Annotated in this window: 35 protein-coding genes and 1 pseudogene; 32 read left to right on the top strand and 4 right to left on the bottom strand. The window is 72.2% G+C overall.

The window, feature by feature from the left end:
• Positions 1-66 precede the first annotated feature (66 nt).
• Positions 67-951: a DMT family transporter gene (locus SK069_RS14880; protein WP_319955037.1), complete on the top strand. Its 885-nt coding sequence runs from the start codon at positions 67-69 to the stop codon at positions 949-951.
• A gap of 112 nt (positions 952-1063) precedes the next feature.
• Positions 1064-3181, top strand: coding sequence for a hypothetical protein (locus tag SK069_RS14885; protein ID WP_319955038.1), 2118 nt, complete (start codon positions 1064-1066; stop codon positions 3179-3181).
• A 33-nt stretch (positions 3182-3214) separates the two neighbouring features.
• On the opposite strand, the gene SK069_RS14890 is transcribed toward SK069_RS14885, so the two are convergent.
• Together SK069_RS14890 and SK069_RS14895 are read right to left on the bottom strand one after the other, a co-directional pair.
• Positions 3215-5305 carry a hypothetical protein gene (locus SK069_RS14890; protein ID WP_319955039.1) on the bottom strand — a complete coding sequence of 697 codons (2091 nt, stop codon included), beginning with the start codon at positions 5303-5305 and terminating at the stop codon, positions 3215-3217.
• 163 nt (positions 5306-5468) lie between these two features.
• Entirely contained in the window at positions 5469-6242 is a 774-nt protein-coding gene (locus SK069_RS14895) for an alpha/beta fold hydrolase (RefSeq protein ID WP_319955040.1), read from the bottom strand.
• Between the two features lie 165 nt (positions 6243-6407).
• Between SK069_RS14895 and rpsL the strand changes: the two genes are divergently transcribed.
• A complete protein-coding gene (gene rpsL, locus SK069_RS14900) occupies positions 6408-6806 on the top strand; it encodes a 30S ribosomal protein S12 (RefSeq protein ID WP_007579392.1) in 399 nt (132 codons plus the stop codon).
• A 6-nt stretch (positions 6807-6812) separates the two neighbouring features.
• Positions 6813-7283, top strand: coding sequence for a 30S ribosomal protein S7 (gene rpsG, locus SK069_RS14905; RefSeq protein WP_319955041.1), 471 nt, complete (start codon positions 6813-6815; stop codon positions 7281-7283).
• 110 nt (positions 7284-7393) lie between these two features.
• On the opposite strand, the gene SK069_RS14910 is transcribed toward rpsG, so the two are convergent.
• Complete coding sequence (locus SK069_RS14910; protein WP_319955042.1) at positions 7394-8560, bottom strand: FAD-dependent monooxygenase; 1167 nt, start codon at positions 8558-8560, stop codon at positions 7394-7396.
• Positions 8557-9015 (bottom strand): hypothetical protein, encoded by a 459-nt coding sequence (locus SK069_RS14915; RefSeq protein ID WP_319955043.1) that lies wholly within the window; start codon positions 9013-9015, stop codon positions 8557-8559. The genes SK069_RS14910 and SK069_RS14915 overlap by 4 nt, the downstream gene beginning before the upstream one ends.
• Positions 9016-9288: 273 nt before the next feature.
• Between SK069_RS14915 and fusA the strand changes: the two genes are divergently transcribed.
• From fusA to rpsM, 28 genes and pseudogenes are all read left to right on the top strand, one after another.
• Entirely contained in the window at positions 9289-11382 is a 2094-nt protein-coding gene (fusA, locus tag SK069_RS14920) for an elongation factor G (protein WP_319955044.1), read from the top strand.
• 114 nt (positions 11383-11496) lie between these two features.
• Positions 11497-12681 carry an elongation factor Tu gene (tuf, locus tag SK069_RS14925; RefSeq protein WP_319955045.1) on the top strand — a complete coding sequence of 395 codons (1185 nt, stop codon included), beginning with the start codon at positions 11497-11499 and terminating at the stop codon, positions 12679-12681.
• A 287-nt stretch (positions 12682-12968) separates the two neighbouring features.
• Entirely contained in the window at positions 12969-13295 is a 327-nt protein-coding gene (rpsJ, locus tag SK069_RS14930; RefSeq protein ID WP_007577043.1) for a 30S ribosomal protein S10, read from the top strand.
• Positions 13296-13298: 3 nt separating this feature from the next.
• Positions 13299-13916, top strand: a complete 618-nt coding sequence (gene rplC, locus SK069_RS14935) for a 50S ribosomal protein L3 (protein WP_319955046.1) — start codon at positions 13299-13301, stop codon at positions 13914-13916.
• The gene (gene rplD / locus SK069_RS14940) at positions 13909-14550 is read left to right on the top strand and encodes a 50S ribosomal protein L4 (protein ID WP_319955047.1); all 642 of its coding nucleotides are present in this window, start codon (positions 13909-13911) and stop codon (positions 14548-14550) included. The genes rplC and rplD overlap by 8 nt, the downstream gene beginning before the upstream one ends.
• Positions 14551-14552: 2 nt before the next feature.
• Positions 14553-14855: a 50S ribosomal protein L23 gene (rplW, locus tag SK069_RS14945; RefSeq protein WP_319955048.1), complete on the top strand. Its 303-nt coding sequence runs from the start codon at positions 14553-14555 to the stop codon at positions 14853-14855.
• 2 nt (positions 14856-14857) lie between these two features.
• Complete coding sequence (gene rplB / locus SK069_RS14950) at positions 14858-15703, top strand: 50S ribosomal protein L2 (protein ID WP_319955049.1); 846 nt, start codon at positions 14858-14860, stop codon at positions 15701-15703.
• A gap of 6 nt (positions 15704-15709) precedes the next feature.
• Positions 15710-15982 (top strand): 30S ribosomal protein S19, encoded by a 273-nt coding sequence (rpsS, locus tag SK069_RS14955; RefSeq protein ID WP_319955050.1) that lies wholly within the window; start codon positions 15710-15712, stop codon positions 15980-15982.
• 288 nt (positions 15983-16270) lie between these two features.
• Positions 16271-16606, top strand: a pseudogene (rplV, locus tag SK069_RS14960) (50S ribosomal protein L22); the annotation flags it as partial.
• 1 nt (position 16607) lies between these two features.
• Positions 16608-17462 carry a 30S ribosomal protein S3 gene (gene rpsC, locus SK069_RS14965; RefSeq protein WP_406628300.1) on the top strand — a complete coding sequence of 285 codons (855 nt, stop codon included), beginning with the start codon at positions 16608-16610 and terminating at the stop codon, positions 17460-17462.
• Positions 17462-17878 (top strand): 50S ribosomal protein L16, encoded by a 417-nt coding sequence (rplP, locus tag SK069_RS14970; protein ID WP_319955051.1) that lies wholly within the window; start codon positions 17462-17464, stop codon positions 17876-17878. Before rpsC ends, rplP begins: the two co-directional genes overlap by 1 nt.
• Positions 17875-18084, top strand: coding sequence for a 50S ribosomal protein L29 (gene rpmC / locus SK069_RS14975; protein ID WP_319955052.1), 210 nt, complete (start codon positions 17875-17877; stop codon positions 18082-18084). The genes rplP and rpmC overlap by 4 nt, the downstream gene beginning before the upstream one ends.
• A 256-nt stretch (positions 18085-18340) precedes the next feature.
• The gene (gene rpsQ / locus SK069_RS14980) at positions 18341-18667 is read left to right on the top strand and encodes a 30S ribosomal protein S17 (RefSeq protein ID WP_406628302.1); all 327 of its coding nucleotides are present in this window, start codon (positions 18341-18343) and stop codon (positions 18665-18667) included.
• Positions 18664-19032, top strand: coding sequence for a 50S ribosomal protein L14 (gene rplN / locus SK069_RS14985; RefSeq protein WP_319955053.1), 369 nt, complete (start codon positions 18664-18666; stop codon positions 19030-19032). The genes rpsQ and rplN overlap by 4 nt, the downstream gene beginning before the upstream one ends.
• A gap of 1 nt (position 19033) precedes the next feature.
• Positions 19034-19369, top strand: coding sequence for a 50S ribosomal protein L24 (rplX, locus tag SK069_RS14990; protein ID WP_319955054.1), 336 nt, complete (start codon positions 19034-19036; stop codon positions 19367-19369).
• Between the two features lie 10 nt (positions 19370-19379).
• Positions 19380-19988, top strand: a complete 609-nt coding sequence (rplE, locus tag SK069_RS14995) for a 50S ribosomal protein L5 (protein WP_319955055.1) — start codon at positions 19380-19382, stop codon at positions 19986-19988.
• 3 nt (positions 19989-19991) lie between these two features.
• On the top strand, positions 19992-20177 hold the full coding sequence (locus SK069_RS15000; RefSeq protein WP_319955056.1) for a type Z 30S ribosomal protein S14: 186 nt from the start codon (positions 19992-19994) through the stop codon (positions 20175-20177).
• Positions 20178-20179: 2 nt separating this feature from the next.
• Positions 20180-20584 carry a 30S ribosomal protein S8 gene (gene rpsH, locus SK069_RS15005; protein ID WP_319955057.1) on the top strand — a complete coding sequence of 135 codons (405 nt, stop codon included), beginning with the start codon at positions 20180-20182 and terminating at the stop codon, positions 20582-20584.
• Between the two features lie 4 nt (positions 20585-20588).
• Positions 20589-21122, top strand: a complete 534-nt coding sequence (rplF, locus tag SK069_RS15010; RefSeq protein ID WP_319955058.1) for a 50S ribosomal protein L6 — start codon at positions 20589-20591, stop codon at positions 21120-21122.
• Positions 21119-21472, top strand: coding sequence for a 50S ribosomal protein L18 (gene rplR, locus SK069_RS15015; RefSeq protein WP_319955059.1), 354 nt, complete (start codon positions 21119-21121; stop codon positions 21470-21472). Before rplF ends, rplR begins: the two co-directional genes overlap by 4 nt.
• 14 nt (positions 21473-21486) lie before the next feature.
• A complete protein-coding gene (gene rpsE, locus SK069_RS15020) occupies positions 21487-22047 on the top strand; it encodes a 30S ribosomal protein S5 (RefSeq protein ID WP_319955060.1) in 561 nt (186 codons plus the stop codon).
• Positions 22044-22223: a 50S ribosomal protein L30 gene (rpmD, locus tag SK069_RS15025; RefSeq protein WP_319955061.1), complete on the top strand. Its 180-nt coding sequence runs from the start codon at positions 22044-22046 to the stop codon at positions 22221-22223. Before rpsE ends, rpmD begins: the two co-directional genes overlap by 4 nt.
• Positions 22224-22249: 26 nt before the next feature.
• Positions 22250-22723 carry a 50S ribosomal protein L15 gene (gene rplO, locus SK069_RS15030; RefSeq protein WP_319955145.1) on the top strand — a complete coding sequence of 158 codons (474 nt, stop codon included), beginning with the start codon at positions 22250-22252 and terminating at the stop codon, positions 22721-22723.
• Positions 22724-22878: 155 nt separating this feature from the next.
• Positions 22879-24150, top strand: coding sequence for a preprotein translocase subunit SecY (gene secY / locus SK069_RS15035; protein ID WP_319955062.1), 1272 nt, complete (start codon positions 22879-22881; stop codon positions 24148-24150).
• A gap of 40 nt (positions 24151-24190) precedes the next feature.
• Positions 24191-24862, top strand: coding sequence for an adenylate kinase (locus SK069_RS15040; RefSeq protein ID WP_319955063.1), 672 nt, complete (start codon positions 24191-24193; stop codon positions 24860-24862).
• Between the two features lie 16 nt (positions 24863-24878).
• Positions 24879-25652, top strand: a complete 774-nt coding sequence (map, locus tag SK069_RS15045; RefSeq protein WP_319955064.1) for a type I methionyl aminopeptidase — start codon at positions 24879-24881, stop codon at positions 25650-25652.
• 316 nt (positions 25653-25968) lie between these two features.
• Positions 25969-26082, top strand: coding sequence for a 50S ribosomal protein L36 (gene rpmJ / locus SK069_RS15050; RefSeq protein ID WP_084629688.1), 114 nt, complete (start codon positions 25969-25971; stop codon positions 26080-26082).
• 4 nt (positions 26083-26086) lie between these two features.
• A complete protein-coding gene (rpsM, locus tag SK069_RS15055; protein ID WP_319955065.1) occupies positions 26087-26470 on the top strand; it encodes a 30S ribosomal protein S13 in 384 nt (127 codons plus the stop codon).
• Position 26471: the final 1 nt, after the last annotated feature.

Consider the following 26471-nt stretch of genomic DNA (forward strand, 5'->3'; position numbering starts at 1 on the left):
ACTGCACCCGGCCACCGGACGGCACGAGTCACAGCGCTCCGTACCGCCCGGCGACCTCGCATACCCATGATCCAGCTCGGCATCGCCTTCGCCCTCCTCAGCGCCCTCGCGGCCAACCTCGGCTTCCTCTACAAGCACCGGGGCGCCAACGAGGCGCCGACCGTGGACGCCCGCCACCCGATCCAGACGGGCCTCGCCCTCTGGAAGTCGAAGTGGTTCGCCGCGGGCATGCTCGTCGGCGCGCTCGGGTGGGTCTTCCACACGCTCGCGATGTGGATCGCCCCGATGTCGGTGGTCCAGGTCGTGCTCGCCGGCGGGATCGTCCTCGTGGCGGTGCTCGCCGACCGCGTCTTCGGGATCACCGTCGGGCGTCGCCAGTGGGCCGGCCTCATCCTCACCGGCGTCGGCCTGGCGCTGCTCGTCGTCGCGATGCCCGCGGCCACGAGCGCCCACTCGGCGTTCCGCGTCACCGCGCTGGCGGCGTTCGAGGGCGGCCTCCTCGCCCTCGGCCTCCTCTGCATCCTCGGCGGCCAGCACGAGCGCGGCGCGCACCTGCGCGGGCCGCTGCTCGGCGCGGCGGCGGGCCTGCTCTTCGGCGTCTGCAACGTCGCGGTGAAGGCGACCACCGGCGTCCTGGACGCGGGCGGCTCGATCCTCACGCCCTGGGTCCTGCTGGCGGTCTGCGCCTCCGTCCTCGCGTACTTCATCTCGGCCCGCTCGCTCCAGGAGGGCGGCGCGGTCGAGGTCATCGCGATCACGGCGACCGCCGCCAACGTCGTCGGCATCCTCGGCGGTCTGATCGTGTTCGGCGATCCGATCGCGACGAACACCGTCGGCATCATCCTGCAGACCGTCGCCTTCGCGATGGTCGTCCTCGCCGCCGCGCTCCTGCCGGCCCCGCGCACCGCGTCGGGCCCGGGGGTCGGGGCGCCGGCCACCGGCGCCGCCTAAGCCGCCGGTCCGCGCCGCCGCCCGCTCCGGCGGCGGCCCGCGGGGATGCCGGTGGCGACGACGCGGCGGGCGCGCTAGCGTCCGCGGCTCGCCGCTCCCGTCCCCCGGTCGCATGTCCCAGCCCCGCGCCGTCGTCACGACGCTCCTCCTGCCGCTCCTCGTCGCGGCGCTCCTCGCGCCCGCCGCTCGGGCCGACGAATCACCCTGGCACGCGCTGACGACCCCGATCGATCCGCGGCAGCAGACGGCCCTGGAGTGGGGCGATCGCTCGTACTGGCTGCAGCCGTGGCGCGGCTACCTCGAGACGCGGCCCTCGTCGGTGCTGCGCGATGCGCCGGGGATGACGCTCAACGTCCCCGCGGCCCAGCTGCCGGCCACCGCGAAGCTCCTCGGCGACCACGGCTTCGCCCGCGGGCGGATCGAGATCGGCTGGGACCAGATGGACTACGACGATCCGACGCGCCTGCGGGATCGGCGCGCGGTCGTCGAGCGGATCCGCGCGCTGCACGCCAACGGGCTGCGGCCGCTGATCCTCCTGAACGCGAACTCGACCGCCCCGGGGCCGCTGCAGGCCGGGCAGCTCAGCCTCACGCAGGCCGCGCTGCCCGGGGCCCGCACGGTCCAGCTCGACGTCGCGAGCGCACGCAAGGTCGTCGTGGGGCGCACCGGCTTCAACGCGGGCTCGGTCGCCGCGCGGCTGCTCATCACGAAGCTCGACGGGACGACCGCGACGCTCTCCCAGCCGCTGCCGACGCTCGTCGGCGCGGGCTCCCACCGCTCGACGACGCTGCGCTACCTGCCGTTCGCGCCGCCCCGCGCGGGCGGGGGGCGCAATCCGCAGTTCGAGCGGACGCTCGAGGGCTGGCTCGCCTACGCGCGGGCGGTCGCCGACGCGGCACGCGAGGCGACCGGCGGCGACCGCTTCGACCTCGAGATCTGGAACGAGCTGAGCTTCGGATCCGAGTTCCTCGATCCGAAGCACTACTTCGACCCGGTGCCGCGGTCCCTCACGGGCACGGGCAGCGTCACGGACGAGATCCTCCGCCGGACCGTCGCCGACCTGCGGCGCCCGGCGCTGGGCCTCGGCCACGTGGGCCTCGGCGACGGGTTCGCCAACCAGTCGCCGTTCCCGGCCGGCTCGACGTCGCCGCCGGGCCTGACCGCCCTGAGCAAGCACCCCTACCGCGGCGTGGCCCGCTTCCCCGGCGACCGGCCGACGACCGACCTGCAGCAGCGCGCGCTCGACGCCGACGGCGCGCCGGCCGGGAGCCGCGCGGCGGACCGGCGCTGGGCCGACGCGTTCGTCCCGCGGTTCGTGGGCTTCTTCCCCGAGTGGTACCTGAGCGGCCTGCAGACCGAGACGCTCGTGCGCGACCTCTCGCCGATCACCACGACGATCTCGGGCGTGCGGCACGGCCGGTCGGCCGCCCCGCCCGGCGGCGCGCCCGTCGGGGTCTGGATCTCCGAGACGGGGATGGGGACCGCGGGGATGGGGCTCGACGACGTGGCGCGGCGGCCCGTCCAGGCGCGCGCGGCCCTGCGCTCGATCGTCGCCTACGCGAACAAGGGCGCCGATACCGTCGTGCTCTACGGCGCCGGCGACCACCAGCCCTGGGGGCTCGTGGACCCGGCGTTCTTCCGCAGCATCGGCGCGTCGCGACCCCACGGGGACCGCGCCGCCGGCGGGGCGACGCTCGACCTCGTCTCGCGGCTCATGAAGCGGATCCCGCGCTACCGCTCGGCCCCGCGCCAGCTCGAGCTGCGCGAGGTCGCCGACCAGCACGACCGGATCCAGTTCGCCGGGAACGGCACGGCGCGGTACCCCGACCTCCACGACCGCGACGTCGTCGCGTTCCTGCCGTTCCAGTCCGGCCGCGACCGCTTCTCGGTGCCGGTCTACGTCATGTCGCGGGACGTGGCGCGGGTCCGGCAGCCCGACCGGCCCGCCGACGACGTCCGGCGCTACGAGGCGCCGGAGGGGATCTTCCGCCTGCGGATCGGCGGCCTGCGGGGCAGCGCGGCGTCGGTGAGCCTCTACGACCCGGTGACCGACGCCCGCGTCGGTGCCCGGATCGTCTCGCGCAGCGCGGGGGAGATCGTCGTCGAGCTCGCGCTCACCGACACGCCCCGCCTGCTCGAGATCCGCGCGCCGTCCCCGACGGTCGCCGCGCCGCACCGACCCCAGGTCTTCGGCTGGATGCGCGGGGCGCTGCGGCGACGCCACCGCTGAGGGCGCGCCGCGGACCGGCCGCGGACGTGTCGCTCAGTCGCCCGTCGGCCCGTCGTCGACCTGGAGCAGGCGCGGAGCGTCGGTCAGGGACAGCTCGACGACGACCTCGTCGTCGGAGCGCTCGACGATCGACGCCGGGGCGGACTCGTCCGTGAGCGGGTCGTACAGCGAGACCCGCGTCCGGGCGGCGTCGACGCCGCCGATGCGCAGGCGGAACGTCTCCGGCGCGAGGTCGTAGCGGCGCGCGTCGTCCTCGGGCAGGTCGGGCTGCTGGACCTTGGCGAGGCTCCGCGTCATGACGTACGTGGCGATCGAGAACCGGTGCGCGCTCTGCTGGAAGGGGAAGAACGTCACCACGTCGCGATCGTGGAGGTCCGGCGCCTGCGGGGTCCCGTTGCCCGCGAACTGGATCCGGTCGTGCTGGTCGGCGATCGATCGCAGCTCGAGGCGCCGGTCGGCCGTCGTACCGCGGCCGACCGTCCGCAGGAGGCGCCCGAGCGCCGGCAGCATCGGGCCGACGAGCGACGGGTCGTCGGCGGCGGCCCGCCCGGTGCGGCTCGCGGAGGTGAAGAACGCGTCGGAGATGAGGCCCCAGGTGCGGTCGGCCTTCGCGGTGTAGAACGACACGAGGTCGGCACCGGCGCCGACGTAGGCGACGAGGCCCCGCAGGGTCGCCTTCGCCTGCATGCGCGTGACCGCGTCGCCGGTCAGGCCGGTCCCCGCCGGGTCCATGCCGGTCTCCGTGATCCAGACCTGCGGCAGGCGGCCGTCCTGGGTCCGGACCGTTCGCCCGTGGGGCCGGCCGCTGATCGACGTGGTGATCGGCGAGAGGTCCCGGACGAGGTGCTCGGTCTGGATCCCGGTGAGGTAGTACTCGGGCAGGAACGCGTCGTAGGTCGGGTTGAACGACGTCTGCCACTGGCCGTTGGTGGCGCGCTTGCCGAGCGGCGAGCCGTCCGCGCCGAGCGTCCGGATGTTGCGGTCGGTGGTCGGCAGCTGGCCGGGGAAGCGCAGCAGGCCCTTGTATGGGTGCTTGTCGAGCGCCGTGACCCCGGGCGGCAGGTCCGCGGGCGAGGCGAACGGCGTCTGGTTCGCGAAGCCGTTCCCGATCCCGACACCGGGCGTGCCGTTGGCGGGATCGCGGATCGCCGCCGCCGTCCGGGCGAGCAGCTGCTCGGGGACGTCGCCGGTGCCGCGCCACTCCGCCGGGAGCGGGTTGAAGTACCGCGAGGCGTCGAGGAAGCCCGAGCGGGTCGAGAGCTCGTTCCACACCTCGACGTCGAAGCCGCTGCCGCCGAGGACGCTCGCGGCGGTGCGCGTGACGGCGCGGACGTACCGCAGCCAGCCCTCCATCGTCTCCTCGAAGAGCGGGTTCGGTGCGCCGGACGTCGTCCGCGGCGCGGCGAACGGGCGGTAGCGCAGCGTCGAGGCCCCGTAGGAGCCGGGGAGGATGACGGCCAGCGGCAGCGGCTGGGAGAGCGTCGCGGTCGTCCCGTCGAGCTTCGTGATGATGAGCCCGCCGGCGAGCGTGCCGGCGTCGAACCCGGTGCGGCCCGGGACGACCTTCGCCGCGCTGGTCGCGTCGAGGGTCACCTGGCGGGCGCCGAGCCAGGCGACCTTCGTGACGGTGAGGCGGCCGCGCCGGTTGGCGGTCGGGCCGCTCTCCGAGGCGTTGAGGAGGATCAGCGGGCGGATGCCGGCGTCCTTCAGCGCCTGGAGCCCCTCCTCCACGTGCGCGGAGGTCGCGAGCGTCGACGGGTCGTCGTAGGACATCTGGTCCCAGCCGATCTCGACCCGCACCCGTCGCACGCCCGCCGCGGCCAGCGTCTCGGCGGTGCGCGCGATCTCCGCCGGCGCGACGTTCAGGTTGATCGCGGCCGCGTCGGCCAGCGAGGAGGCCGGGCGCGTGTCCTGGTAGGCCCGCCATGGCTGCAGCCAGTGGGAGCGGTCGCCGAAGGCCAGCGCGGTCTGCTGCGTGGGCGCGACGGGGCGGTCGAGGACGTGCCACTCGCCGTCGTCGGCGGCGGAGGCGGACGCCGGCACGGCGATGGCGGCGACGGCGAGCAGGGTGAGCGCGCCGAGGGAGCGGCGCGGACGGACGGAGCGGAGCGGGGAGTGAGGCACGGGGATCCGGGACGCGTAGGGGCGGATGACCTTCGTGTCCTCGGCATGGCTGCGGGCTACCCGAGCGGGGGACCCCAGCTCTCGATCGTTCGACGAGGCACCGCCTGGACGAACGATGGAGGGTCGGGCGCGCCTCGTGGCGGCCGCAAGGCCTCGTGCAACGTCAGGGGATCCGCGTGCCCTCCAGCATCACGTCGGCGACGCGGTTGGGGTCGTCCCACAGCGGGACGTGCCCGCAGCCCGGCAGCGGCACGAGCCGGGCGAACGGCAGGCGCTCGATGACCCGGCGACCCTGGCGGGGGAGCAGGAGCGCGTCGCGCTGGCCCCACGCCACCGTGAGCGGCGCCGCGCTGGCCCCGCCGGCGATCTCCGCGCCGAACGTCGCGCGCATGACCGGGACCGTGCCGGGGCTCTGCGCGACGCTGCGGGCGAGGCCGGCGAGATCCTCGGCGGGGACGTCCCACGGCTTGGCGAACATCTGGGCCCCGAGCGCGGCCCGCAGGGGCTTGGGGCTCGCGAGGAAGTCGGCCTGGCCCCCGAGCGCGCGGCACGCGGCGTGGGTCGCGCGCATGGAGGCCTTGGCGAACGCGGCCTCCGCGCGCGACGCGAACCCGATCGGATTGATCGCCACCGCCGCCGACACCGCCTGCGAGAGCGCGAGCTCCACCGCGATCCCCCCGCCCACCGCGATGCCCGCGACCGCCGGGCGCTCGATCCCGAGCTCCTCGATCGTCTGCCGCACGGCCTCGGCGAGCCGCGGCAGGGTCGGGGATCCGGGCAGCGGCCGGCTGTCCCCGAACCCGGGCAGGTCGACGGCGATCACCGTGCGCTCGGCGCTCAGGCGCGGCAGGACCGGGCGCCAGACCTGCCGATGTCCGCCGAGGAAGTGCAGCAGGACGAGCGGCGGGCCGGAGCCGACCTGGTCGTGTGCCAGCATGTGGCGACCCTACCTCCTGGCCTCCGTCGCCCGCGCGGGACGGCACGTACCGCGTCGAACCCCCTGCAAATCCTCACCGGCCGGGAGCGCCACCGAGGAGGGGCCTTCGCGCCCGCGACGGCGGAGCGCGCCCCCACGGCGATCGCTGCTAGCATCGCCCGTCGCATGCCCACGACCAGCCAGCTCGTCCGCAAGGGCCGTAAGGCCAAGGCGAAGAAGCTCTCCACCCCGGGTCTCAAGTCCGGGAAGGGGCGCAAGAAGAAGGTCGCCGCGCCCCAGCGTCGCGGCGTCTGCACCCGCGTCTACACCACGACGCCGAAGAAGCCGAACTCGGCGCTGCGCAAGGTCGCACGCGTCCGGATCAGCTCCGGCATCGAGGTCACGGCCTACATCCCGGGCGAGGGGCACAACCTCCAGGAGCACTCCGTCGTGCTGGTCCGTGGTGGCCGCGTGAAGGACCTCCCGGGCGTGCGCTACAAGGTCGTCCGCGGCTCCCACGACGCCGCCGGCGTCAGCGACCGCAAGCAGGCCCGCTCGCGGTACGGCGTCAAGAAGGGGAAGTAAACGCTCATGGCCCGCCGCGCCTCCGCGCAGACCCGCACGCTCGAGCCGGACGCCGTCCACCGCTCGCGTCTGGTCCACCAGCTCATCAACAAGATCCTCCTCGACGGCAAGAAGTCGACGGCCGAGGGGATCGTCTACGACGCGCTCGCGATCCTCGCCGAGAAGACCGGCGGCGAGGCCGTCGAGCAGCTCGAGCTCTCGATCAAGGCGCTCACGCCGCAGCTCGAGGTCCGCTCCCGCCGCGTCGGCGGCGCCACCTACCAGGTGCCCGTCGAGGTCCCGGCCGGCCGCGCCCGCACGCTCGCGCTGCGCTGGCTCGTCGAGGCGTCGCGCAACCGTCGCGAGCGCTCGATGGCCTCCCGCCTGGCCAACGAGCTCCTCGACGCCCAGAAGCAGCAGGGTGGCGCGTACAAGAAGAAGGACGACATCTTCCGCATGGCGCAGGCCAACAAGGCCTACGCCCACTACCGCTGGTAGTCGCCGGCGGCCGGGACCGGCCGCCCCGGACCTGCGGCGACGTTCGACGGCCACCTCCGGGTGGCCGTTCTGCGTCCTGGCCGCCGCGGCGCCGAGACCCGGCGCGCGGCTCAGAGGCCGAGCCGCCGCGCCTGGCGCTCGAACGCCCGGCGGCTCGCGACCGCGCGCAGCTGCGCGACCATCGCGACGCTCGGCGCGAGGGCGTTGCCCGCATGGAACGCCGCGTTCACCGGGCGAGGCGCGTGCAGCGCGGTCCCGATGAGCCGGGCGTTGCGCACGACCCCGGCGACGTGCCGCCGCCGGGCCGCGGCGAAGCGGGCCGCGGCGGCGGCCGCGTCGGGCTCGCGCGCGAGCAGCAGGCCGAGCAGGACGCCGTCCTCGATCGCCTGGCAGCCGCCCTGGGCCAGATGGGGCCGCATCGGGTGCGCCGCGTCGCCGATCGCCACGACCGGGCCGCGGGACCAGCGCCGCAGCGATCGCCGGTCGCGGACCGGGTGGCGCAGGAGCTCGGCGGCGGGCGTGGCGGCGGCGAGCGCGGCCATCGGCGCCGGCCAGTCGGCCAGGACGCGCCGGACGTGCGCGCCGTCGTCGGCCGGTGCCGGGGCGTCCTCGGGCAGCCGCTCCGTGAGGAACCAGTACGTCTCCGCGTCCGGGAGGGCGAGGAACCCGGCCTCCATCGACGGCCCCCAGAACTGGGTGGCCGGCTCGTCGACGCGCAGGCGCGCGATGCCCCGCCAGCCGACGTAGCCCGCGTAGCGCGCGGCGGGCACGGGCGCGATGCCCGAGATCGTGGTCGACCCGCTGCCGTCGGCGATCACGACGGCCCGCGCGGCGAGCTCCTCGCCGTCGGCGAGGCGCACGGCGGCACCGCCGGCGCGGCGCGCGACGGCCTCCACCGTCGCGCCGTGCCGCGTCGCGACGGCGCCGTCGGGCCCGGCGATCGCGGCGACGAGATCGGCGCGGCGGATGCCGAGGGCCTGCTCGCCGAGCGCGCGGTCCACCCGTGCTGCGCCGGGGCGCATGAGCCAGCGGCCGTCCTCGCGCCGCGTCCCGCCGGTGGGGGAGGGCCGGCCCGCCGCGCGGACGGCGTCGCCCCGACCGATCCGGTCGAGCGCCGCGAGCGCGTTCGGCCAGAGCGAGATGGCCGAGCCCGATCCGGGCTCCCGGCGGCGCTCGAGCACGACGGCGTCGGCCCCGGCGGCGCGGAGCGCCGCGGCGGCGGCCGCGCCCGCGATCCCCGCGCCGACGACGACGATCGGGTCCCGGGACCCGGTCACGCGCCCGCCCTCGTCCCGCGCGCCGGCGCGGCCGCGGACCGCCCGCGTCGGCCGCGCGCGAGGATGAGGAGCAGGCCGCCGGCGAGCAGCAGCGCGACCGCCCCGCCCGTCTCGGCGTACCAGCCGGCACCGGCCCCGGCGACCGCGCTCGACTCGCCCGCCGTGCTGCCGATCCCGATCGTGACGACCTCGTCGAGCCGTCCCGCGTCGCGGCTCAGGGCGACGGCGAGCACGACGACGCCGGCCAGCAGCCAGCCGGCGGCGACCGCACGCACGTCGCGCCCGCGCCAGGCGCGCGGCGCGAGCACCAGCGCGGCGAGGCCGGCGGCCGGCAAGAGCGGTCCGCTGCGCTGCCAGCCGCTGACCGCGTCGTCGAACCCGTCGACCCCCGGCGGGAGCGCGTAGGAGACGACGGGGAGGGCCGTGGCGGCCAGGAGCGCGAGCGCGCCGAGCACGCCCAGGAGCGCCAGCGCGATGCCGCTCCGGGACCCCGATCCGGGGCCGCGCGAACGACCCTCGGCGCCCCGGGAACCTCTGCTATAGTCCTCCGCCGCTGCCCGTCCGGTGCTGCCGCTCATGCGCGCCCCCCGGCGGGAAGCTCCTCGCGCTTCGTCGCGCCCCCGATGGGGACGAGCGGGAGGTGAGCAGGTCGCTCGCCTCGTGCTGTCCGCGCCCGGGGGAGTCGGTCCTTGCCTTCCCAAGTCGTCTGCGTACCTCGAAAGCTCTTCATGTCTCGCAAGTACTCGCTCGAGAAGACCCGGAACATCGGGATCATGGCGCACGTCGACGCCGGCAAGACGACGACGACCGAGCGCATCCTCTTCTACACCGGCCGGACGTACAAGATCGGTGAGGTCCACGACGGCGCCGCCACGATGGACTGGATGGAGCAGGAGCAGGAGCGCGGCATCACGATCACGTCGGCCGCCACGACGGCCGAGTGGCTCGGGCACCGCATCAACATCATCGACACGCCGGGCCACGTCGACTTCACCGTCGAGGTCCAGCGCTCCCTGCGCGTCCTCGACGGCTCCGTCGCCGTCTTCGACTCGGTCGCCGGCGTCGAGCCGCAGTCCGAGACCGTCTGGCGTCAGGCGAACGACTACCGCGTCCCCCGGATCGCGTACGTCAACAAGATGGACCGCATCGGGGCGAACTTCGACCGCGCCGTCGAGACGATGATCGATCGCCTCGGCGCCAACGCGATCCCGATCCAGCTGCCGATCGGGGCCGAGGCCGAGTTCGCCGGGATCATCGATCTCGTCGAGATGCAGGCGACGCTCTACAAGGACGACATCGGCAAGGAGATCGACGTCATCGACATCCCCGCCGAGTACGCCGACGCCGCGGCCGCCGCGCGCGAGAAGCTCATCGACGCGGTCGCCGACCACGACGAGGAGCTCATGGAGCTCGTCCTCGAGGACGAGGAGGTCCCGGTCGAGCGCCTGAAGGCCGCGATCCGCCAGGCGACGCTCGACCTCTCGATCAACCCGGTCCTCTGCGGCTCGTCGTTCAAGAACAAGGGCGTCCAGCCGCTGCTCGACGCGGTCGTCGCCTACCTGCCCTCGCCGCTCGAGGTCCCGCAGATCACCGGCGTCGTCACCGCGAAGGACGGCGAGGAGACGACGGAGGAGCGCCCGTCGGACGACACCGCGCCGTTCGCCGCGCTCGCGTTCAAGATCGCGACCGACCCCTACGTCGGCAAGCTCACGTTCTTCCGGGTCTACTCGGGCACGCTCGACGCGGGCTCGAAGGTCCTCAACACGAACACCGGCAAGACCGAGCGCATCGGCCGCATCCTCGAGATGCACGCCAACTCGCGCGAGGACATCGAGAAGGTCTACTCCGGCGACATCGCCGCGGCCGTCGGCATCAAGCAGGTCTACACGGGCGACACGCTCTGCGACCCGAGCCGGCCGATCGTCCTCGAGGCGATGGACTTCCCGGAGCCGGTCATCAAGGTGGCCGTCGAGCCGAAGACGAAGGCCGACCAGGAGAAGATGGGCGTCGCCCTCCAGCGCCTGGCCGAGGAGGACCCGACCTTCCAGGTCGAGACGAACGAGGAGACCGGTCAGACCGAGATCTCCGGCATGGGCGAGCTCCACCTCGAGATCCTCGTCGACCGCATGCGGCGCGAGTTCAACGTCGAGGCGAACGTCGGCACGCCGCAGGTCTCCTACCGCGAGACCGTCCGCTCGAAGGTCGAGAAGGTCGAGGGCAAGTTCGTCCGCCAGACCGGCGGCTCGGGCCAGTTCGGCGTCGTCGTCATCAACATGGAGCCGGCGCCCGGCGAGGGCTTCGTCTTCGAGAACCAGATCAAGGGCGGCGCGATCCCGGTGGACTACCACCGCGCGGTCGAGCAGGGCCTGTCGGAGGGCATGATCAACGGCCCGAAGGCCGGCTACCCGATGGTCGACGTCAAGGTCACCGTCATCGACGGCAAGTACCACGAGGTCGACTCCTCCGAGGTCGCGTTCAAGATCGCCGCGAACATGGCGTTCTCCGAGGCCGCCAAGCGCGCGAAGCCGACGCTGCTGGAGCCGATCTTCAAGGTCGAGGTCGTCACGCCCGAGGAGTTCATGGGCGACGTCATCGGCGACCTCAACCGGCGCCGCGGGCGGATCGAGGGCATGGAGGCGCGCGGCAACGCGCAGGTCGTCAACGCGTTCGTCCCGCTCAGCGAGATGTTCGGCTATTCGACCGACCTCCGCTCGGCCACGCAGGGCCGCGCGACCTACACGATGCAGTTCGAGCGCTACGACGAGGTCCCGGGCAACGTGTCCGAGGAGATCGTCGCGGCTCGAACCGGAGCGGCCGCCTAACCGGAACGCACGAAGCGCCGGGGCTGGGCTACCTTTCGCGGGTTCGCCCACTCCCGGAGCTGAACACCCCCCAGCACCGACCTTTCACAAGACGCAGAGACTCAGGAGCGAGCAGTGGCCAAGGAGAAGTTCGAGCGCGGCAAGCCCCACGTCAACGTGGGCACCATCGGTCACATCGACCATGGCAAGACGACGCTGACGGCGGCGATCACCACCGTGCTGGCCAAGGCCGGCGGCGGTGAGGCCCGGTCGTTCGCGGAGATCGACAACGCTCCGGAGGAGAAGGAGCGCGGCATCACGATCTCCACCTCGCACGTCGAGTACGAGACCGAGAACCGGCACTACGCGCACGTCGACTGCCCGGGGCACGCCGACTACGTGAAGAACATGATCACGGGCGCCGCGCAGATGGACGGCGCGATCCTGGTCGTGTCGGCCGCCGACGGCCCGATGCCGCAGACGCGCGAGCACATCCTGCTCGCCAAGCAGGTCGGCGTCCCGTACATCGTCGTCTTCCTGAACAAGGCGGACATGGTCGACGACGAGGAGCTCCTCGAGCTCGTCGAGGTCGAGGTCCGCGACCTGCTGTCCGAGTACGACTTCCCGGGCGACGACATCCCGTTCGTCGTCGGGTCGGCGCTGAAGGCGCTCGAGGGCGACGCGGAGTACGAGGCGAAGATCCTCGAGCTCGCCGAGCAGCTCGACACCTACATCCCGGAGCCGGTCCGCGCGCTGGACAAGCCGTTCCTCATGCCGGTCGAGGACGTCTTCTCGATCACGGGTCGCGGCACCGTCGCGACGGGCCGCGTCGAGCAGGGCGTCATCAACGTCGGCGACGAGGTCGAGATCGTCGGCATCCGCGAGCCCTCGAAGACGGTCGTCACGGGCGTCGAGATGTTCCGCAAGCTGCTCGACCGCGGTGAGGCCGGCGACAACATCGGCGCCCTCCTCCGCGGCACGAAGCGCGAGGACATCGAGCGCGGCCAGGTCCTGTGCAAGCCGGGGTCGATCACCCCGCACACGAAGTTCAAGGCCGAGGTCTACGTCCTGAAGAAGGAGGAGGGTGGCCGTCACACGCCGTTCTTCTCCGGGTACCGCCCGCAGTTCTACTTCCGCACCACGGACGTGACGGGCGTGGCCAACCTGCCCGAGGGCACGGAGATGGTCATGCCGGGCGACAACGTCCAGATGGAGATCGAGCTCATCCAGCCGATCGCCATGGACCAGGGCCTGCGCTTCGCCATCCGCGAGGGTGGCCGCACGGTCGGCTCCGGCGTCGTCGCGGAGATCATCGAGTAGCACCCCGAAGCATCACCTGAGAATCCGGGCCCGCCCGCCCGTCCCCGCCCGCCGACCGCGCCGTCCCCTCGGGGATCCGGCCGCGCCGGTCGGCGCGGGGGCGGGCGGGTGCCCGGCCCTCGGTCCCGGTCCGGGTCGCCGCGTGCGGCCCGTCGGGACGCCCCCGCTGGTCCGGACCCGTCGCGCCTCACGCCTCGGGCCGGTGCGAACCGGCGAACCGGCGCGCAGAGCACCAGCACAGAGTTTCTGCCAGACAGCAGACGGAACCGGAAGTACGAGAGCCCCCGATGGCCGCAGCCACACAGAACAAGATCCGCATCCGGCTCAAGGCCTACGACACGTCGGCCATCGAGTCGGCGGCGAAGGAGATCGTCGAGACGGCGCAGCGCACCGGCGCCACCGTCTCCGGTCCCGTGCCCCTGCCGACGGAGAAGAACGTCTACTGCGTGATCCGCTCGCCGTTCAAGGACAAGGACTCGCGCGAGCACTTCGAGATCCGCACCCACAAGCGGCTGATCGACATCCATCAGCCGACGCCGAAGACCGTCGACTCGCTCCAGCGGCTCGACCACCTCCCGGCGGGCGTCGACATCGAGATCCGGCTGGCGGGCTGACCCATGGCCGCGATCCTCGCCAAGAAGCTCGGCATGACCCAGCTGTTCCTGGAGGACGGCCGCGTCGAGCGCGTCACCGTGCTGGAGGCCGGCCCGTGCCCGGTCACGGCCAAGCGCACCGCCGACCGCGACGGCTACGACGCCGTCCAGCTCGCGTTCGGTGCCACGAAGGAGAAGCACCTCTCCAAGCCGGAGCTCGGTCACCTGAAGAAGGCCGGCGTCGGGCCCCACCGCCACCTCGTGGAGTTCCGCGACGTGGCCGTCGAGGCCGAGGTCGGCCAGTCGGTCACCGTCGAGGCGTTCGAGGCCGGCCAGAAGGTCAAGGTCGCCGGCACCTCGAAGGGCAAGGGCTTCCAGGGCACCGTCAAGCGCCACGGCTTCGGCCGCGGTCCGGTGACCCACGGCTCGCACAACACCCGCGCCCCGGGCTCGATCGGCGCCGCCGCCTACCCGGCGCGCGTCTTCAAGGGCCTGCGCGGCCCCGGCCGCATGGGCGGCGAGCGCGTGACCCAGCCCGGGCTGGAGATCGTGCGCATCGACGCCGACGAGAACCTGCTGATCCTGCGCGGCTCGGTCCCGGGACCGCGCAACGGCCTCGTGGAGGTCCGCACCGATGCCTGAGGCACCGATCCTCGGCGGCGGGACCATCTCGCTGGACGACGCCGTCTTCGGCGCGTCGTTCAACGGCCCGCTCGTCCACCAGAACGTCCGTCACGAGCTGAACGCTCGCCGGCAGGGCACCGCCAAGGCGAAGACGCGCGGCGAGGTCTCCGGCGGCGGCGCGAAGCCGTGGCGCCAGAAGGGCACCGGCCGCGCCCGCGCCGGCTCGTCCCGGTCCCCGATCTGGACCGGCGGCGGCACGATCTTCGGCCCGTCCCCGCGCAGCTACACCTTCAAGGTGAACCGCAAGGAGAAGCGCGCCGCGCTGCGCAGCGCGCTGTCGCTGCACGGCCTGCGCGGCTCCGTCGCGGGCGTCGACGCCACCGGCTTCTCGGAGCCGTCGACGAAGTCCGCCGCGGCCCTGCTGCAGACCTGGACGACCGCGTCCGGGACGACGCTGCTCGTCCTCGCCGAGAGCGAGGCGCAGGTCGCGCTGTCCTTCCGGAACCTCGAGAAGGTCACCGTGCTGCCGGCCGAGGCGGTCGGCGTGGCCGACCTCATCGGCGCCGGTCGCCTGCTCGTCTCGGCCGCGGCCGTCGACGAGCTCGTGGCCCGCGTCAACGGGACCACCTCCACCACGTCCGCGGAGGCCTGATCATGGATCCGACGCAGGTCATCATCCGCCCGGTCGTCTCCGAGAAGAGCTACGTCCTCTCGACGGTCGGCAAGTACACGTTCCGGGTGCACCCGGACGCGCACAAGACGCAGATCCGCCAGGCGGTGGAGTCGCTCTTCGACGTCCACGTCGAGGAGGTCCGCACGTCGAGCGTGAAGAGCAAGCCGAAGCGGCGCGGCACCACCAGTGGCCGCACCCGCGCCTGGAAGAAGGCCATCGTGCAGGTGCGCGAGGGCGAGGAGATCCCGATCTTCCAGTCGCTCGACGCGAGCCCGCAGGAGTAACCATGGGTATCCGCAAGCCGAAGCCCACCACCCCCGCCCAGCGGTTCGCGACCTACGCGGACTTCGCCGAGATCACGAAGACCGAGCCGGAGCGCTCGCTCGTCGAGGGCCTCACGAAGTCCGGTGGCCGCAACAGCTACGGGCGCAAGACGTCCCGCCATCGCGGCGGCGGCGCGAAGCGCCTGTACCGCCGGATCGACTTCAAGCGCGACAAGGACGGCGTGCCCGCGAAGGTCGCCGCCATCGAGTACGACCCCAACCGGACGTCGTACATCGCGCTGCTGCACTACGCCGACGGCGAGAAGCGCTACATCATCGCTCCCCGCAACCTGCAGGTCGGCACGACCGTGCAGAGCGGCAGCGACGCCGACATCAAGGTCGGCAACGCGCTGCAGCTGAAGGACATCCCGGCCGGCACGGTCGTGCACAACGTCGAGCTGCAGCCCGGCAAGGGGGGCCAGCTCGGCCGGTCCGCCGGGTCGTCGATCCAGCTGATGGCCAAGGACCAGGGCATGGCGACGCTGCGCCTGCCGTCCGGCGAGATGCGCCTCGTTCGCGAGTCGTGCCGCGCCACCATCGGCAGCGTCGGCAACGCCGACCACCAGAACGTGAAGATCGGCAACGCCGGCCGCAAGCGTCACATGGGCGTCCGCCCGCAGACGCGCGGCACGGCGATGAACCCGGTCGACCACCCGCACGGCGGCGGCGAGGGCTCCACCACGCCGGGCCGCCATCCGGTCACCCCGTGGGGCAAGCCCACGCTGGGGTACCGCACCCGCAAGAAGAACAAGCCGTCCGACCGCTACATCGTGCGCGGTCGCCGCCGCGGCAAGGGCAAGAGGAAGTAGGCCCCAATGAGCCGTTCGAGCAAGAAGGGGCCGTGGATCGAGGAGCGACTGATGTCGCGCATCGAGTCCATGAACTCCGCCAACGAGAAGAAGCTGATCAAGACCTGGTCGCGCGCTTCGACGATCTTCCCGGAGATGGTCGGGCACACGATCGCCGTCCACGACGGCCGCAAGCACGTCCCCGTGTTCGTGTCCGAGTCGATGGTCGGCCACAAGCTGGGCGAGTTCGCGCCCACGCGGACCTACCGCGGCCACGGCGACACCGCGAAGAGGCGCTGATCCATGGCTGACGAGACCCCCAAGGACGACGTCCAGGAGGAGCCGCAGGCCGAGGTGACCCCGACGGAGGCCGAGAGCCCCGCCGAGGAGCCGAAGGTCGAGGAGGCTGCTGCGACCGAGACGGTCGCGGAGGCTGCGGACTCCGACGAGGCCGATGCGCACGATCACGCGCACGACCACGATCACGATCACGACCACGCGCCGGCTCCGGTGCAGCAGGTCCGTGGTGGCGCGCGCGCCGACGCCCGCCGGGCCCGGCGCCGCCAGGCGGCCGGTGAGGTCCCGGTCGTCCGCGCGACCGCGAAGTACGTCCGCACGACGCCCCGCAAGGCGCGCCTGATCGCGGACCTCATCCGCGGCAAGGACGTCGAGGAGGCCCGCGCCATCCTCGCCCACAGCACGCGCTCGGCCGCCCAGGACTGGAGCAAGGTGCTCGAGTCCGCGGTCGCGAACGCCGAGAACAACCACGAGCTGATCGGCGACGAGCTGAAGGTCAAGAGCGTGACGGCCGACGACGGCCCGACGCTCAAGCGCTTCCAGCCCCGCGCCCAGGGTCGTGCGTATCGCATCAACAAGCGCACGAGCCACCTGGCCATCCAGCTGACGCCGAAGGACGAGGTCTGACATGGGACAGAAGGTCCATCCCGAGTCGATGCGCGTGGGCTACATCCACGACTGGAAGAGCCATTGGTTCAGCGCGCAGAACACCGCTGACTTCCTCGACGAGGATCGGCAGATCCGCGAGCACATCCAGAACAAGCTGGCGCACGCCGGCCTGTCGGACATCGCGATCCGCAAGAACAAGAACGAGGTCGAGGTCTCGATCCGCACCGCCCGCCCGGGCGTCGTGATCGGGAAGTCCGGCGTCGAGGTCGACGCGCTGCGCAAGGACCTGCACCGGATCACCGGCAAGCAGGTCAAGGTGAACATCCTCGAGGTCCGCCGTCCGGAGCTCGACGCGAAGCTCGTCGCGCAGTCGGTCGCCGAGCAGCTGCAGAACCGCGTGGCGTTCCGCCGCGCGATGAAGCGCGCCCTGACGAGCGCCATGCGCTCGGGGGCGAAGGGCTGCCGGATCCAGGTCGGCGGTCGCCTCGGCGGCGCCGAGATGTCCCGCACCGAGTCCTACCAGGACGGTCGCGTGCCGCTGCACACGATGCGCGCAGACATCGACTACGGCTTCTACGAGGCCAAGACGACCTTCGGCCGGATCGGCGTGAAGGTCTGGGTCAACAAGGGCGAGATCATGCCGGAGGGCTACGGCGCCTCCGACCTGACCGACGTCGACGGCCCGAGCACGAACGATCGCGACCGTCGTCGCGGCGGTGGCCGGCGCGACGACCGCGGAGGCTTCCGCGGCGGCGATCGCGGCGGCCGCGGCGGCGACCGTGGTGGCCGGGGCCCGGGTGGGCCCGGTGGCCGCGGTCCCGGTGGGCCGGGTGGCCCCCGCGGTGGTCGTGGACCCCAGGGAGGTGGGCGCTGATGCTGTCCCCGAAGCGCGTCAAGCACCGCAAGGTCCACCGCGGCCGCAAGCGCGGTCTCTCGCGTGGCCAGAACTCGGTGCAGTTCGGTGAGTACGGCCTGAAGTCGCTCGAGGCCGGCTGGATCACGAACCGCCAGATCGAGGCGGCGCGTATCGCCATGACCCGCAAGATCAAGCGCGGCGGCAAGGTCTGGATCAACGTCTTCCCGGACAAGAGCTACACGAAGAAGCCGGCCGAGACCCGCATGGGCTCCGGCAAGGGCTCGCCCGAGGGCTGGGTCGCCGTCGTGAAGCCGGGCCGCGTGATGTTCGAGCTCGCCGGCGTGCCGGAGCCCCTGGCCCGCGAGGCGATCCGCCTCGCCGGCCACAAGCTGCCCGTGAAGACCAAGTTCGTGACCGCGGAGGACGAGGCATGACGCGTCCCCAGGAGCTGCGCGACCTCGACGACGCCAAGCTCGCCGAGCAGGTCGCCACCGCCCGCAAGGAGATCTTCGGTCTCCGCTTCCAGCAGGCCACCGGCGAGCTGGAGAACACCACGGCGCTGCGCACCGCCCGCCGCGAGCTGGCCCGCGTGCTGACGATCGCTCGTCAGCGCGGCATCGATGTCGACCGGATCGGCTGAACCGATGGCTGACGAGAACACCGAGAACACCGAGAACCCCGAGGCCGTCGACGCCGCTGCGACCACCGAGGAGGAGGCGACCCCCGAGCCCCAGGCTCCGGAGGGTCCCGACCCCTCGCTGTCGCCCGTGCAGAAGCGCGCCTGGCACCGCCAGCGGCAGGGCACCACCGCCAAGCCGCAGCGCACGCCCGAGGAGCGCGCCCGCGAGCGCGCCGAGGAGCGCAAGAAGAAGGCCGTGGCGCGTCGCCGCCGTCGGCTGCAGGAGCGCGAGCGCAAGGTCGCCAAGCGCGAGGCGGAGGGTCCCAAGCAGGGCACCCCGCCCGCCGAGCGCGAGCCCGGCCGCGTCCAGGTCCGCCAGGGCATCGTCACGTCCGCCACCGGCGACAAGACGATCATCGTGCGGATCGACGCCCAGAAGCGCCACCGCAAGTACAAGAAGATCGTCCGCTCGTCCTCGAAGCTGCAGGCGCACGACGAGAGCAACGAGGCCGGCGTCGGCGACGTCGTCCGCGTGAACTCGTCGCGTCCGCTCTCGAAGACGAAGCGCTGGCGGCTCGCCGAGATCGTGGAGCGCGCGAAGTGATCCAGAACGAGTCCCGTCTGAAGGTCGCCGACAACACCGGCGCCCGCGAGATCCTGACCATCCGGGTGCACGGCGGTTCCCGCCGGCGCTACGCCCGCGTGGGGGACACCATCACCGCGACGGTGAAGTCGGCGACGCCGAACGGCTCGGTCAAGAAGGGCGAGGTCGTGAAGGCCGTCGTCGTCCGGACCCGCAAGGAGTTCGGGCGCGAGGACGGCACGTACATCGCCTTCGACGAGAACGCGGCCGTCATCATCGACGCGAACAACAACCCGCGCGGCACCCGCATCTTCGGGCCGGTCGCTCGCGAGCTGCGCGAGCGGTCGTTCATGAAGATCGTGTCGCTGGCGCCGGAGGTGCTCTAAAATGGGCCTTCGCATCCGTCGCGACGACGAGGTCGTCGTGATCAGCGGCAAGGACCGTGGCAAGACCGGAACGGTCATCCACGTCGATCCCGCCGGGGAGCGCGTCACCGTCCAGGGCGTCAACCTCGTCAAGCGTCACCAGCGCCCGAACCCGATGGCGGCGCCCGGCAGCCCGGCTGCCCAGGGCGGCGTGATCGAGCGCGAGGGGGCGATCCACGTCTCGAACGTCATGCTCGTAGATCCCAAGACCAACAAGCCCACCCGCGTGGGCGTGACCCGGACCGACGACGGCCGCCGCGTGCGCGTCGCGCGTCGCTCGGGTCAGCAGATCGACTGAGGTAGCCGCGATGAGTGCGACCACGACCGCGCGACTGAAGACGCGCTACCTCGACGAGATCCGGCCGGTCCTGTTCGAGCGCCACGGGTACAGCTCGATCATGCAGGTCCCGCGCCTGGAGAAGATCACGCTGAACATGGGCCTCGGCGAGGCCAAGCAGGACAACAAGACGTTCGCCCAGGCCGTCGAGCAGCTCGCCGCGATCGCCGGCCAGCAGCCGAACGTCCGCCGGGCCCGCAAGTCGATCGCCGGCTTCAAGCTGCGCGAGGGCATGCCGGTCGGCGCGGCGGTGACGCTGCGCGGCGAGCGGATGTACGAGTTCCTGGACCGGCTGCTGTCGATCGCGCTCCCGCGGGTGCGCGACTTCCGCGGCCTGAAGACGACGAGCTTCGACGGCCGTGGCAACTACGCCATCGGCGTGCGCGAGCAGATCATCTTCCCGGAGATCGACTACGACGCCATCGACCAGGTGCGTGGCCTCGACATCATCTTCACGACCTCGGCCCAGACCGACGGCGAGGCCTTCTCGCTGCTGCAGGAGCTCGGCTTCCCCTTCTCGCGCGAGGGCAAGCGTCCTGCCGGTGCGCCGGAGCCGACGACGACCACCAAGGGGAGCTGACCCATGGCGAAGACCTCTCAGCGCGTCCGCCAGGCGCGCCCCTCGAAGTACCAGTCCCGCGAGTACACGCGCTGCCGCTCCTGCGGCCGGTCGCGCTCGGTCTACCGCAAGTTCGGCGTCTGCCGGATCTGCCTGCGCGAGCTCGCCCATCGGGGCTACATCCCCGGCATGACGAAGAGCAGCTGGTAAGCATGTCCACGACCGACCCGATCGCGGACCTGCTCACCCGCATCCGCAACGCGATCACCGCCGCGCACCGCACCGTCGACGTCCCCGCCTCCAAGGCGAAGGTCGAGATCGCCCGCATCCTCAAGGAGCAGGGCTACATCTCCGACGTCGAGGTCCGTCCGTCCACGGACACGCCCGGCGAGCTGCTCCACATCACGCTGAAGTACACGAAGAACCGGAGCTCCGCGATCACCGGCCTGCGCCGCGTGTCGCGTCCGGGCCAGCGCCTCTACGTCGGCGCCGGCGAGGTCCCCAAGTCGCTCGGCGGCCTGGGCACCGTGATCATGTCCACCTCGAGCGGCATCATGACCGGCCACGACGCGCGCGCAGCGGGCGTCGGCGGCGAGGTCTGGGCCGAGGTCTGGTGACCCCATGAGCCGCATCGGTCGCAAGCCGATCCCGGTCCCGACCGGGGTCGACGTCACCATCGAGCCGGGCGTCGTCTCGGTCAAGGGCCCCAAGGGCGCCCTGTCGGAGGCGATCCACCGCGACATCACCGTCACCCAGGAGGGTGCGGAGATCGTCGTCACGCGTCCCACCGACCGCGGTCCGCACCGAGCGCTGCACGGCCTGAGCCGCAGCCTCATCGCGAACATGGTCGAGGGCGTCACCGCCGGCTTCGCCAAGACGCTCGAGATCCAGGGCGTCGGCTACCGCGCCGCGCTCAAGGGCAAGGACCTCGAGCTCGCGCTCGGCTACTCGCACCCCGTCGTCGTCGAGGCCCCCGAGGGCATCGAGTTCGAGGTGCCGCAGCCGACCCGCGTCATCGTCAAGGGCTCCAACAAGCAGCTCGTCGGCGAGATCGCGGCGAACATCCGCAAGAAGCGTCCGCCGGAGCCCTACAAGGGCAAGGGCGTCCGCTACGAGGGCGAGTACGTCGCCCGGAAGGTGGGCAAGCGCGCATGAGCATCGTCACCAAGGAAGCGCGCCGTCTCAAGCGGCGCCGCCGCGTGCGGGCGAAGGTCACCGGCACCGCCGAGCGGCCGCGCATCGCGGTCTTCCGCAGCAACCGGGGCATCTTCGCCCAGCTCATCGACGACGAGGCCGGTCACACGATCACCTCGGTGCAGTGGACCGAGCCCGAGCTGCGGGAGCTGTCCAAGAAGGAGCAGGCCTCGAAGGCCGGTCAGCTGCTGGCCGAGCGCGCGAAGGCCGCCGGGGTCGAGGTCGCGGTCTTCGACCGCGGCGGGTACCAGTACCACGGGCGCGTGCAGGCGTTCGCCGAGGCCGTCCGCGAGGGCGGGCTGCAGGTCTAGGAGGCCGCTGAACCATGGCTATCGATCGCACCGTCAGTCCCGTCGGGTACGACCTGCAGGAGCGGGTCGTCGAGATCAACCGCGTCGCGAAGGTCGTCAAGGGCGGCCGTCGCTTCTCGTTCACCGCCCTCGTGGTCGTGGGCGACGAGTCCACCGTCGTCGGCGTCGGCTACGGCAAGGCCAACGAGGTCCCGACCGCCATCCAGAAGGCCGTCGAGCGCGCGAAGAAGGACCTGTTCAAGGTCCCGCGTCACGGCTCGACGATCACCCATCCGGTGATCGGGCGCTTCGGGTCCGGCCAGGTCCTCCTCAAGCCGGCCTCGCCGGGTACCGGCGTCATCGCCGGCGGCGGCGTCCGCGCCGTGCTCGAGCTCGCCGGCATCCAGGACATCCTGAGCAAGAGCCTCGGCTCGCAGAACCCGATCAACCTCGTGAAGGCGACGGTCGACGGTCTGCAGACGTTGCGCACCCCGAAGGAGGTCGCCGACCTCCGCGGGATCAGCGTCGCCGACGTGCTCGGCCTCTCGCAGCGCGAGGACGAGGCCGTCGAGGAGACCGAGGAGGTCACGGCATGAGCACGCTGAAGGCCACCCAGTTCAAGTCGGCCATCGGCAGCAACCAGGCGCAGCGCGAGACGCTGCGCTCCCTGGGCCTGCGTCGGATCGGCCACACCGTCGAAGTCCAGGACACCCCGCAGCAGCGGGGCCAGCTGCACGCCGTGCGGCACCTGGTCCGCGTCGAGGAGGCGTGATGAGCAACGAGCAGCAGCTCGACCAGATCGGGCTCCACAGCCTGAGCCCGGCCGAGGGCAGCCGCAAGTCGCGCAAGCGCGTCGGCCGCGGTCACGGCTCCGGGCACGGCAAGACCTCCGGTCGCGGGCACAAGGGCGCGGGCTCGCGCTCGGGCGCCAAGGACCGGACCGGTTTCGAGGGCGGCCAGAACCCGCTCCAGAGCCGGATGCGCAAGCTGCGCGGTCCGAACAAGAAGACCTCGATGCCCTTCGAGCGCTTCCGCACGGCCACCCAGGCCGTGAACCTCGACACGCTCGCGGACCGCTTCGAGTCCGGCGCCGACGTGACGCTCGAGGCGCTGCAGGCCAAGGGCCTCGTCCGCGACAACGGCGTCCCGGTCAAGGTGCTGGGCCGCGGCGAGCTGCAGGGCCCGCTGACGGTGCACGCGCACCGCTTCAGCAGCTCGGCGCGCGAGGCGATCGAGTCCGCCGGCGGCACGGCCGTCGTCGTCGAGGCCTGATCACCGCCTCACCCTTCGCGGCTCCGCGGCCCCGGGCGACTGCGCCCGGGGCCGCGTCCGCGTACCATGCCTGATCCCGGTCGCTCGCCCCGTGGCGCGCACCGGTCCTCCGCCGGCTCGTCCGGCCGTCCCGTTCCCGCATCAGAGCCAGCACGATGATCCGCATCCTCACCGGCGCGCTCACGGTTCCCGAGATCCGCAAGAAGATCGGGTTCACGCTCGCCTTGCTCGCGCTCTACCGCATCGGGGCGCAGATCCCCGTCCCGGGGGTCTCCGAGGAGGGCGTCCGCGCCATCCAGGAGAGCTTCGGCTCCGGCTCGGCGCTCCAGCTGCTGAACGTCTTCTCGGGCGGCGCGCTGAGCCAGATCGCGATCTTCGCGCTCGGCATCATGCCGTACATCACCGCGTCGATCGTCCTGCAGCTCCTGCAGGTCGTGGTGCCCTCGCTCGAGAAGCTCAAGCAGGAGGGCGAGCAGGGCCAGCAGCGGATCACGCAGTACACCCGCTACCTCACGGTGGCGCTGGCGGCCGGCCAGTCGATCGCCTACGTCTTCCTCTTCCGGACCTTCTCCGACCAGGCCGGCGAGCCGCTGATCGACCCGTTCAACTTCGGGACGGTCTTCATGATCGCCGTCTCGCTCACCGCGGGCGCGATGATCGTCATGTGGATGGGCGAGCTCATCACGCAGCGCGGCGTCGGCAACGGCATGTCGCTGATGATCTTCGCGTCGATCGTCTCGGGCCTCCCGGGCGGCGTCAGCAACTGGTGGCAGAGCGGCGATCAGGTCTTCAAGGTCCTGCTGCCGTTCCTCGTCCTCGCGGTCATCGCCGCGGTGGTCTTCATCCAGGAGGGCCAGCGCCGGATCCCCATCCAGTACGCCAAGCGCGTCATCGGACGGCGGATGAGCGGGGGCGGGCAGACCTACCTGCCGCTGAAGGTCAACATGGCGAACGTCATCCCGGTGATCTTCGCCGCGTCGATCATGTCGATCCCGCCGACGATCGCGCAGTTCATCACGCACGATCCGGCCAACGGCGTCCAGGAGTTCCTCCGCTACGGCAGCTGGGCCTACGTCGCCGGCGAGACGATCTTCATCATCCTGTTCACCTACTTCTACACCGCGGTGACGTTCAACCCGGTGGAGCAGGCGGACAACCTGAAGAAGTACGGCGGGTTCATCCCCGGGGTGCGACCGGGACGACCCACGGCCGAGTTCCTCGACCGCATCCTCGCGCGACTGACCTTCCCCGGCGCGCTGTACCTCGCCGCGGTCGCCGCGCTGCCGACCCTCCTCTTCAACCAGACCACGCAGGGCTTCGCGTTCGGCGGCACCTCGCTGCTGATCGTCGTCGGCGTCGCGCTCGACACCGTCAAGCAGGTCGAGGCCCAGCTGATGATGCGCAACTACGAGGGGTTCCTGCGATGAGCCCCGCACGCTGCAGCCGACGCGGACGGAGCACCGATCGATGAGCGAGTTGAACCTGATCCTGCTGGGCCCGCCCGGTGCCGGGAAGGGCACCCAGGGCGAGCGGCTGACCTCCAGCGAGCCGCTGGAGTACGTCGTCACCGGCCAGATCCTGCGCGAGGCCGTCCGCGAGGGCACCGAGCTCGGGCTGAAGGCGAAGGGCTTCATGGACGCCGGCGAGCTCGTGCCCGACGAGCTCGTCATCGGCCTGATCCTCGAGCGCGTGCGCTCGGAGGCGGCCTCCGACGGCTTCGTGCTGGACGGGTTCCCGCGGAACATCGCCCAGGCCGAGGAGCTCGACGCCGCGCTGAAGGAGCTCGGGCGCGACCTCAACGGCGCGCTGCTCATCGACGTGCCGGACGAGGAGATCGTCCGCCGGCTCTCGGGCCGTCGCGTGTCGCAGTCCGGCCGCGTGTACCACGTCGAGTTCGACCCGCCGAAGGTCGAGGGCAAGGACGACGTCGACGGCTCGGACCTCATCCAGCGAGACGACGACAAGCCGGAGACGATCCGCAAGCGCCTGTCCGTGTACCACGCGCAGACCGAGCCGCTCGTCTCGTACTACGAGGAGCGGGGCCTGCTGCACCGCTTCGACGGGACGCAGGGCGTCGACGAGGTCGCAGCGCACCTGCGCAAGACCGTCTCGACGCTGCGTCTCGAGGACGCCGTCTGAGCGACCCGGACGCGGCATGGGGATCCGCCTGAAGCGCCCCGCCCAGGTCGACGGCATCGCCGCCGCCGGGCGGATCCTCGCCGACGTCCTCGACGAGCTGGCGACGCTCGCCGTCCCCGGGACGTCGACCGCCGACCTCGACGCGGTGGCCCGCGAGCGGATCGCGGCCGCGGGCGGCCGCCCGTCGTTCCTCGGCTACCGCGGGTTCAAGGGCGCGATCTGCGCCTCGCCGAACGACCTCGTCGTCCACGGGATCCCGAACGCGACGCCCCTGCGCGACGGGGACCTGCTGTCCCTCGACGTCGGCGTGACGCTCGACGGGCTCGTGGCCGACGCCGCGCGCACGGTTCCGGTCGGCGCGCTCGGGGCGGCCGACGGCCACCTCGTGGAGACCGCCGAGGCCGCGCTCGCCGACGCCGTGTCCGTCTGCCGGCCGGGGAACCGGATCGGCGACATCGGCCACGCGGTCGCGAGCCGCTGCGCCACGGCCGGCCTGCAGGTCTTCCCGACGCTCATCGGGCACGGGGTGGGGTTCGCCCTGCACGAGGACCCGCAGGTGCCCAACATCGGCAAGCCCGGCACCGGCCGCCCGCTCGAGCCGGGGCTCGTGATCGCGATCGAGCCGATGGTGACCCTCGGCCGCGCGGCCATCCGCATGGCGGACGACGGCTGGTCGGTCTTCACCGTCGACGGCGCGCGCGCCACCCACGCCGAGGTGACCGTGGCGATCACCGACGACGGCGCGCGGGTCCTGACCCCGTGGGGCGGCGACGGTCGCTGGGCCGTCTGACCCCGAACCCGGCGGAGACGGCGCGACGGCGGGCGGTCGACCGGCCGCTTTGCAGGGACTTGCCCGGCGGCGCTCCGCCGCGCACGCCGGTTGCTAGGGTCCTCCGTCCCCCGCGGGGCGGGGACGCAGCACGGCGCGCGACGCGGCCCGCGAGGGTCGCTGCGGGCCGCAACGCGTCACCGCCGATCCGTCTGGTACCGTTCCGAATCTGCGCGTGTCACGTCCTCCCCTGGACGCGCACGCTTCAGCGGCTGGTAGCGACGGGCCTCCGCGCCGTCAGAGCCACGCTGCTGGTCATCGAGCCGAGAAGGGAACCATGAAGGTACGACCGTCGGTCAAGCCGATGTGCGAGAAGTGCAAGGTCATCCGCCGCAACGGTGCGGTCCTGGTGATCTGTCAGAACCCGCGGCACAAGCAGCGGCAGGGCTGACCTCATGGCACGTATCGCCGGCATCAACATCCCGCTGAACAAGCGGATCGAGATCGGTCTCACCTACATCTACGGGATCGGCCGCTCGGGCTCGAACGAGATCCTGAAGGCGACGGGCATCGATCAGGACACGAAGGTCCGTGACCTGACCGAGGACCAGGTCGCCGCCCTCCGCGAGCACATCGACCGCCACGTCGTGGTCGAGGGCGATCTGCGCCGCGAGCGCAACCAGGCGGTCAAGCGCCTGATGGAGATCGGCTGCTACCGCGGGATCCGTCATCGCCGGAACCTCCCGGTGCGCGGTCAGAAGACGAAGACGAACGCGCGCACCCGCAAGGGCCCGAAGCGCATGCCCACCGCGGGCAAGAAGAAGCCCGGCAAGAAGTAAG

Origin of the sequence: Patulibacter brassicae, from assembly GCF_033949425.1 — a bacterium.
GTDB classification, from domain to species: Bacteria; Actinomycetota; Thermoleophilia; order Solirubrobacterales; family Solirubrobacteraceae; genus Patulibacter; species Patulibacter brassicae.

Coding starts and splice junctions, on each gene's coding strand:
- SK069_RS14880 (WP_319955037.1), top strand. CDS start 67: ATGATCCAGCTCGGCATCGCCTTCGCCCTCCTCAGCGCCCTCGCGGCC.
- SK069_RS14885 (WP_319955038.1), top strand. CDS start 1,064: ATGTCCCAGCCCCGCGCCGTCGTCACGACGCTCCTCCTGCCGCTCCTC.
- SK069_RS14895 (WP_319955040.1), bottom strand. CDS start 6,242: ATGCTGGCACACGACCAGGTCGGCTCCGGCCCGCCGCTCGTCCTGCTG.
- rpsL (WP_007579392.1), top strand. CDS start 6,408: ATGCCCACGACCAGCCAGCTCGTCCGCAAGGGCCGTAAGGCCAAGGCG.
- rpsG (WP_319955041.1), top strand. CDS start 6,813: ATGGCCCGCCGCGCCTCCGCGCAGACCCGCACGCTCGAGCCGGACGCC.
- fusA (WP_319955044.1), top strand. CDS start 9,289: ATGTCTCGCAAGTACTCGCTCGAGAAGACCCGGAACATCGGGATCATG.
- rpsJ (WP_007577043.1), top strand. CDS start 12,969: ATGGCCGCAGCCACACAGAACAAGATCCGCATCCGGCTCAAGGCCTAC.
- rplC (WP_319955046.1), top strand. CDS start 13,299: ATGGCCGCGATCCTCGCCAAGAAGCTCGGCATGACCCAGCTGTTCCTG.
- rplD (WP_319955047.1), top strand. CDS start 13,909: ATGCCTGAGGCACCGATCCTCGGCGGCGGGACCATCTCGCTGGACGAC.
- rplW (WP_319955048.1), top strand. CDS start 14,553: ATGGATCCGACGCAGGTCATCATCCGCCCGGTCGTCTCCGAGAAGAGC.
- rplB (WP_319955049.1), top strand. CDS start 14,858: ATGGGTATCCGCAAGCCGAAGCCCACCACCCCCGCCCAGCGGTTCGCG.
- rpsS (WP_319955050.1), top strand. CDS start 15,710: ATGAGCCGTTCGAGCAAGAAGGGGCCGTGGATCGAGGAGCGACTGATG.
- rpsC (WP_406628300.1), top strand. CDS start 16,608: ATGGGACAGAAGGTCCATCCCGAGTCGATGCGCGTGGGCTACATCCAC.
- rplP (WP_319955051.1), top strand. CDS start 17,462: ATGCTGTCCCCGAAGCGCGTCAAGCACCGCAAGGTCCACCGCGGCCGC.
- rpmC (WP_319955052.1), top strand. CDS start 17,875: ATGACGCGTCCCCAGGAGCTGCGCGACCTCGACGACGCCAAGCTCGCC.
- rplX (WP_319955054.1), top strand. CDS start 19,034: ATGGGCCTTCGCATCCGTCGCGACGACGAGGTCGTCGTGATCAGCGGC.
- rplE (WP_319955055.1), top strand. CDS start 19,380: ATGAGTGCGACCACGACCGCGCGACTGAAGACGCGCTACCTCGACGAG.
- SK069_RS15000 (WP_319955056.1), top strand. CDS start 19,992: ATGGCGAAGACCTCTCAGCGCGTCCGCCAGGCGCGCCCCTCGAAGTAC.
- rpsH (WP_319955057.1), top strand. CDS start 20,180: ATGTCCACGACCGACCCGATCGCGGACCTGCTCACCCGCATCCGCAAC.
- rplF (WP_319955058.1), top strand. CDS start 20,589: ATGAGCCGCATCGGTCGCAAGCCGATCCCGGTCCCGACCGGGGTCGAC.
- rplR (WP_319955059.1), top strand. CDS start 21,119: ATGAGCATCGTCACCAAGGAAGCGCGCCGTCTCAAGCGGCGCCGCCGC.
- rpsE (WP_319955060.1), top strand. CDS start 21,487: ATGGCTATCGATCGCACCGTCAGTCCCGTCGGGTACGACCTGCAGGAG.
- rpmD (WP_319955061.1), top strand. CDS start 22,044: ATGAGCACGCTGAAGGCCACCCAGTTCAAGTCGGCCATCGGCAGCAAC.
- secY (WP_319955062.1), top strand. CDS start 22,879: ATGATCCGCATCCTCACCGGCGCGCTCACGGTTCCCGAGATCCGCAAG.
- SK069_RS15040 (WP_319955063.1), top strand. CDS start 24,191: ATGAGCGAGTTGAACCTGATCCTGCTGGGCCCGCCCGGTGCCGGGAAG.
- map (WP_319955064.1), top strand. CDS start 24,879: ATGGGGATCCGCCTGAAGCGCCCCGCCCAGGTCGACGGCATCGCCGCC.
- rpmJ (WP_084629688.1), top strand. CDS start 25,969: ATGAAGGTACGACCGTCGGTCAAGCCGATGTGCGAGAAGTGCAAGGTC.
- rpsM (WP_319955065.1), top strand. CDS start 26,087: ATGGCACGTATCGCCGGCATCAACATCCCGCTGAACAAGCGGATCGAG.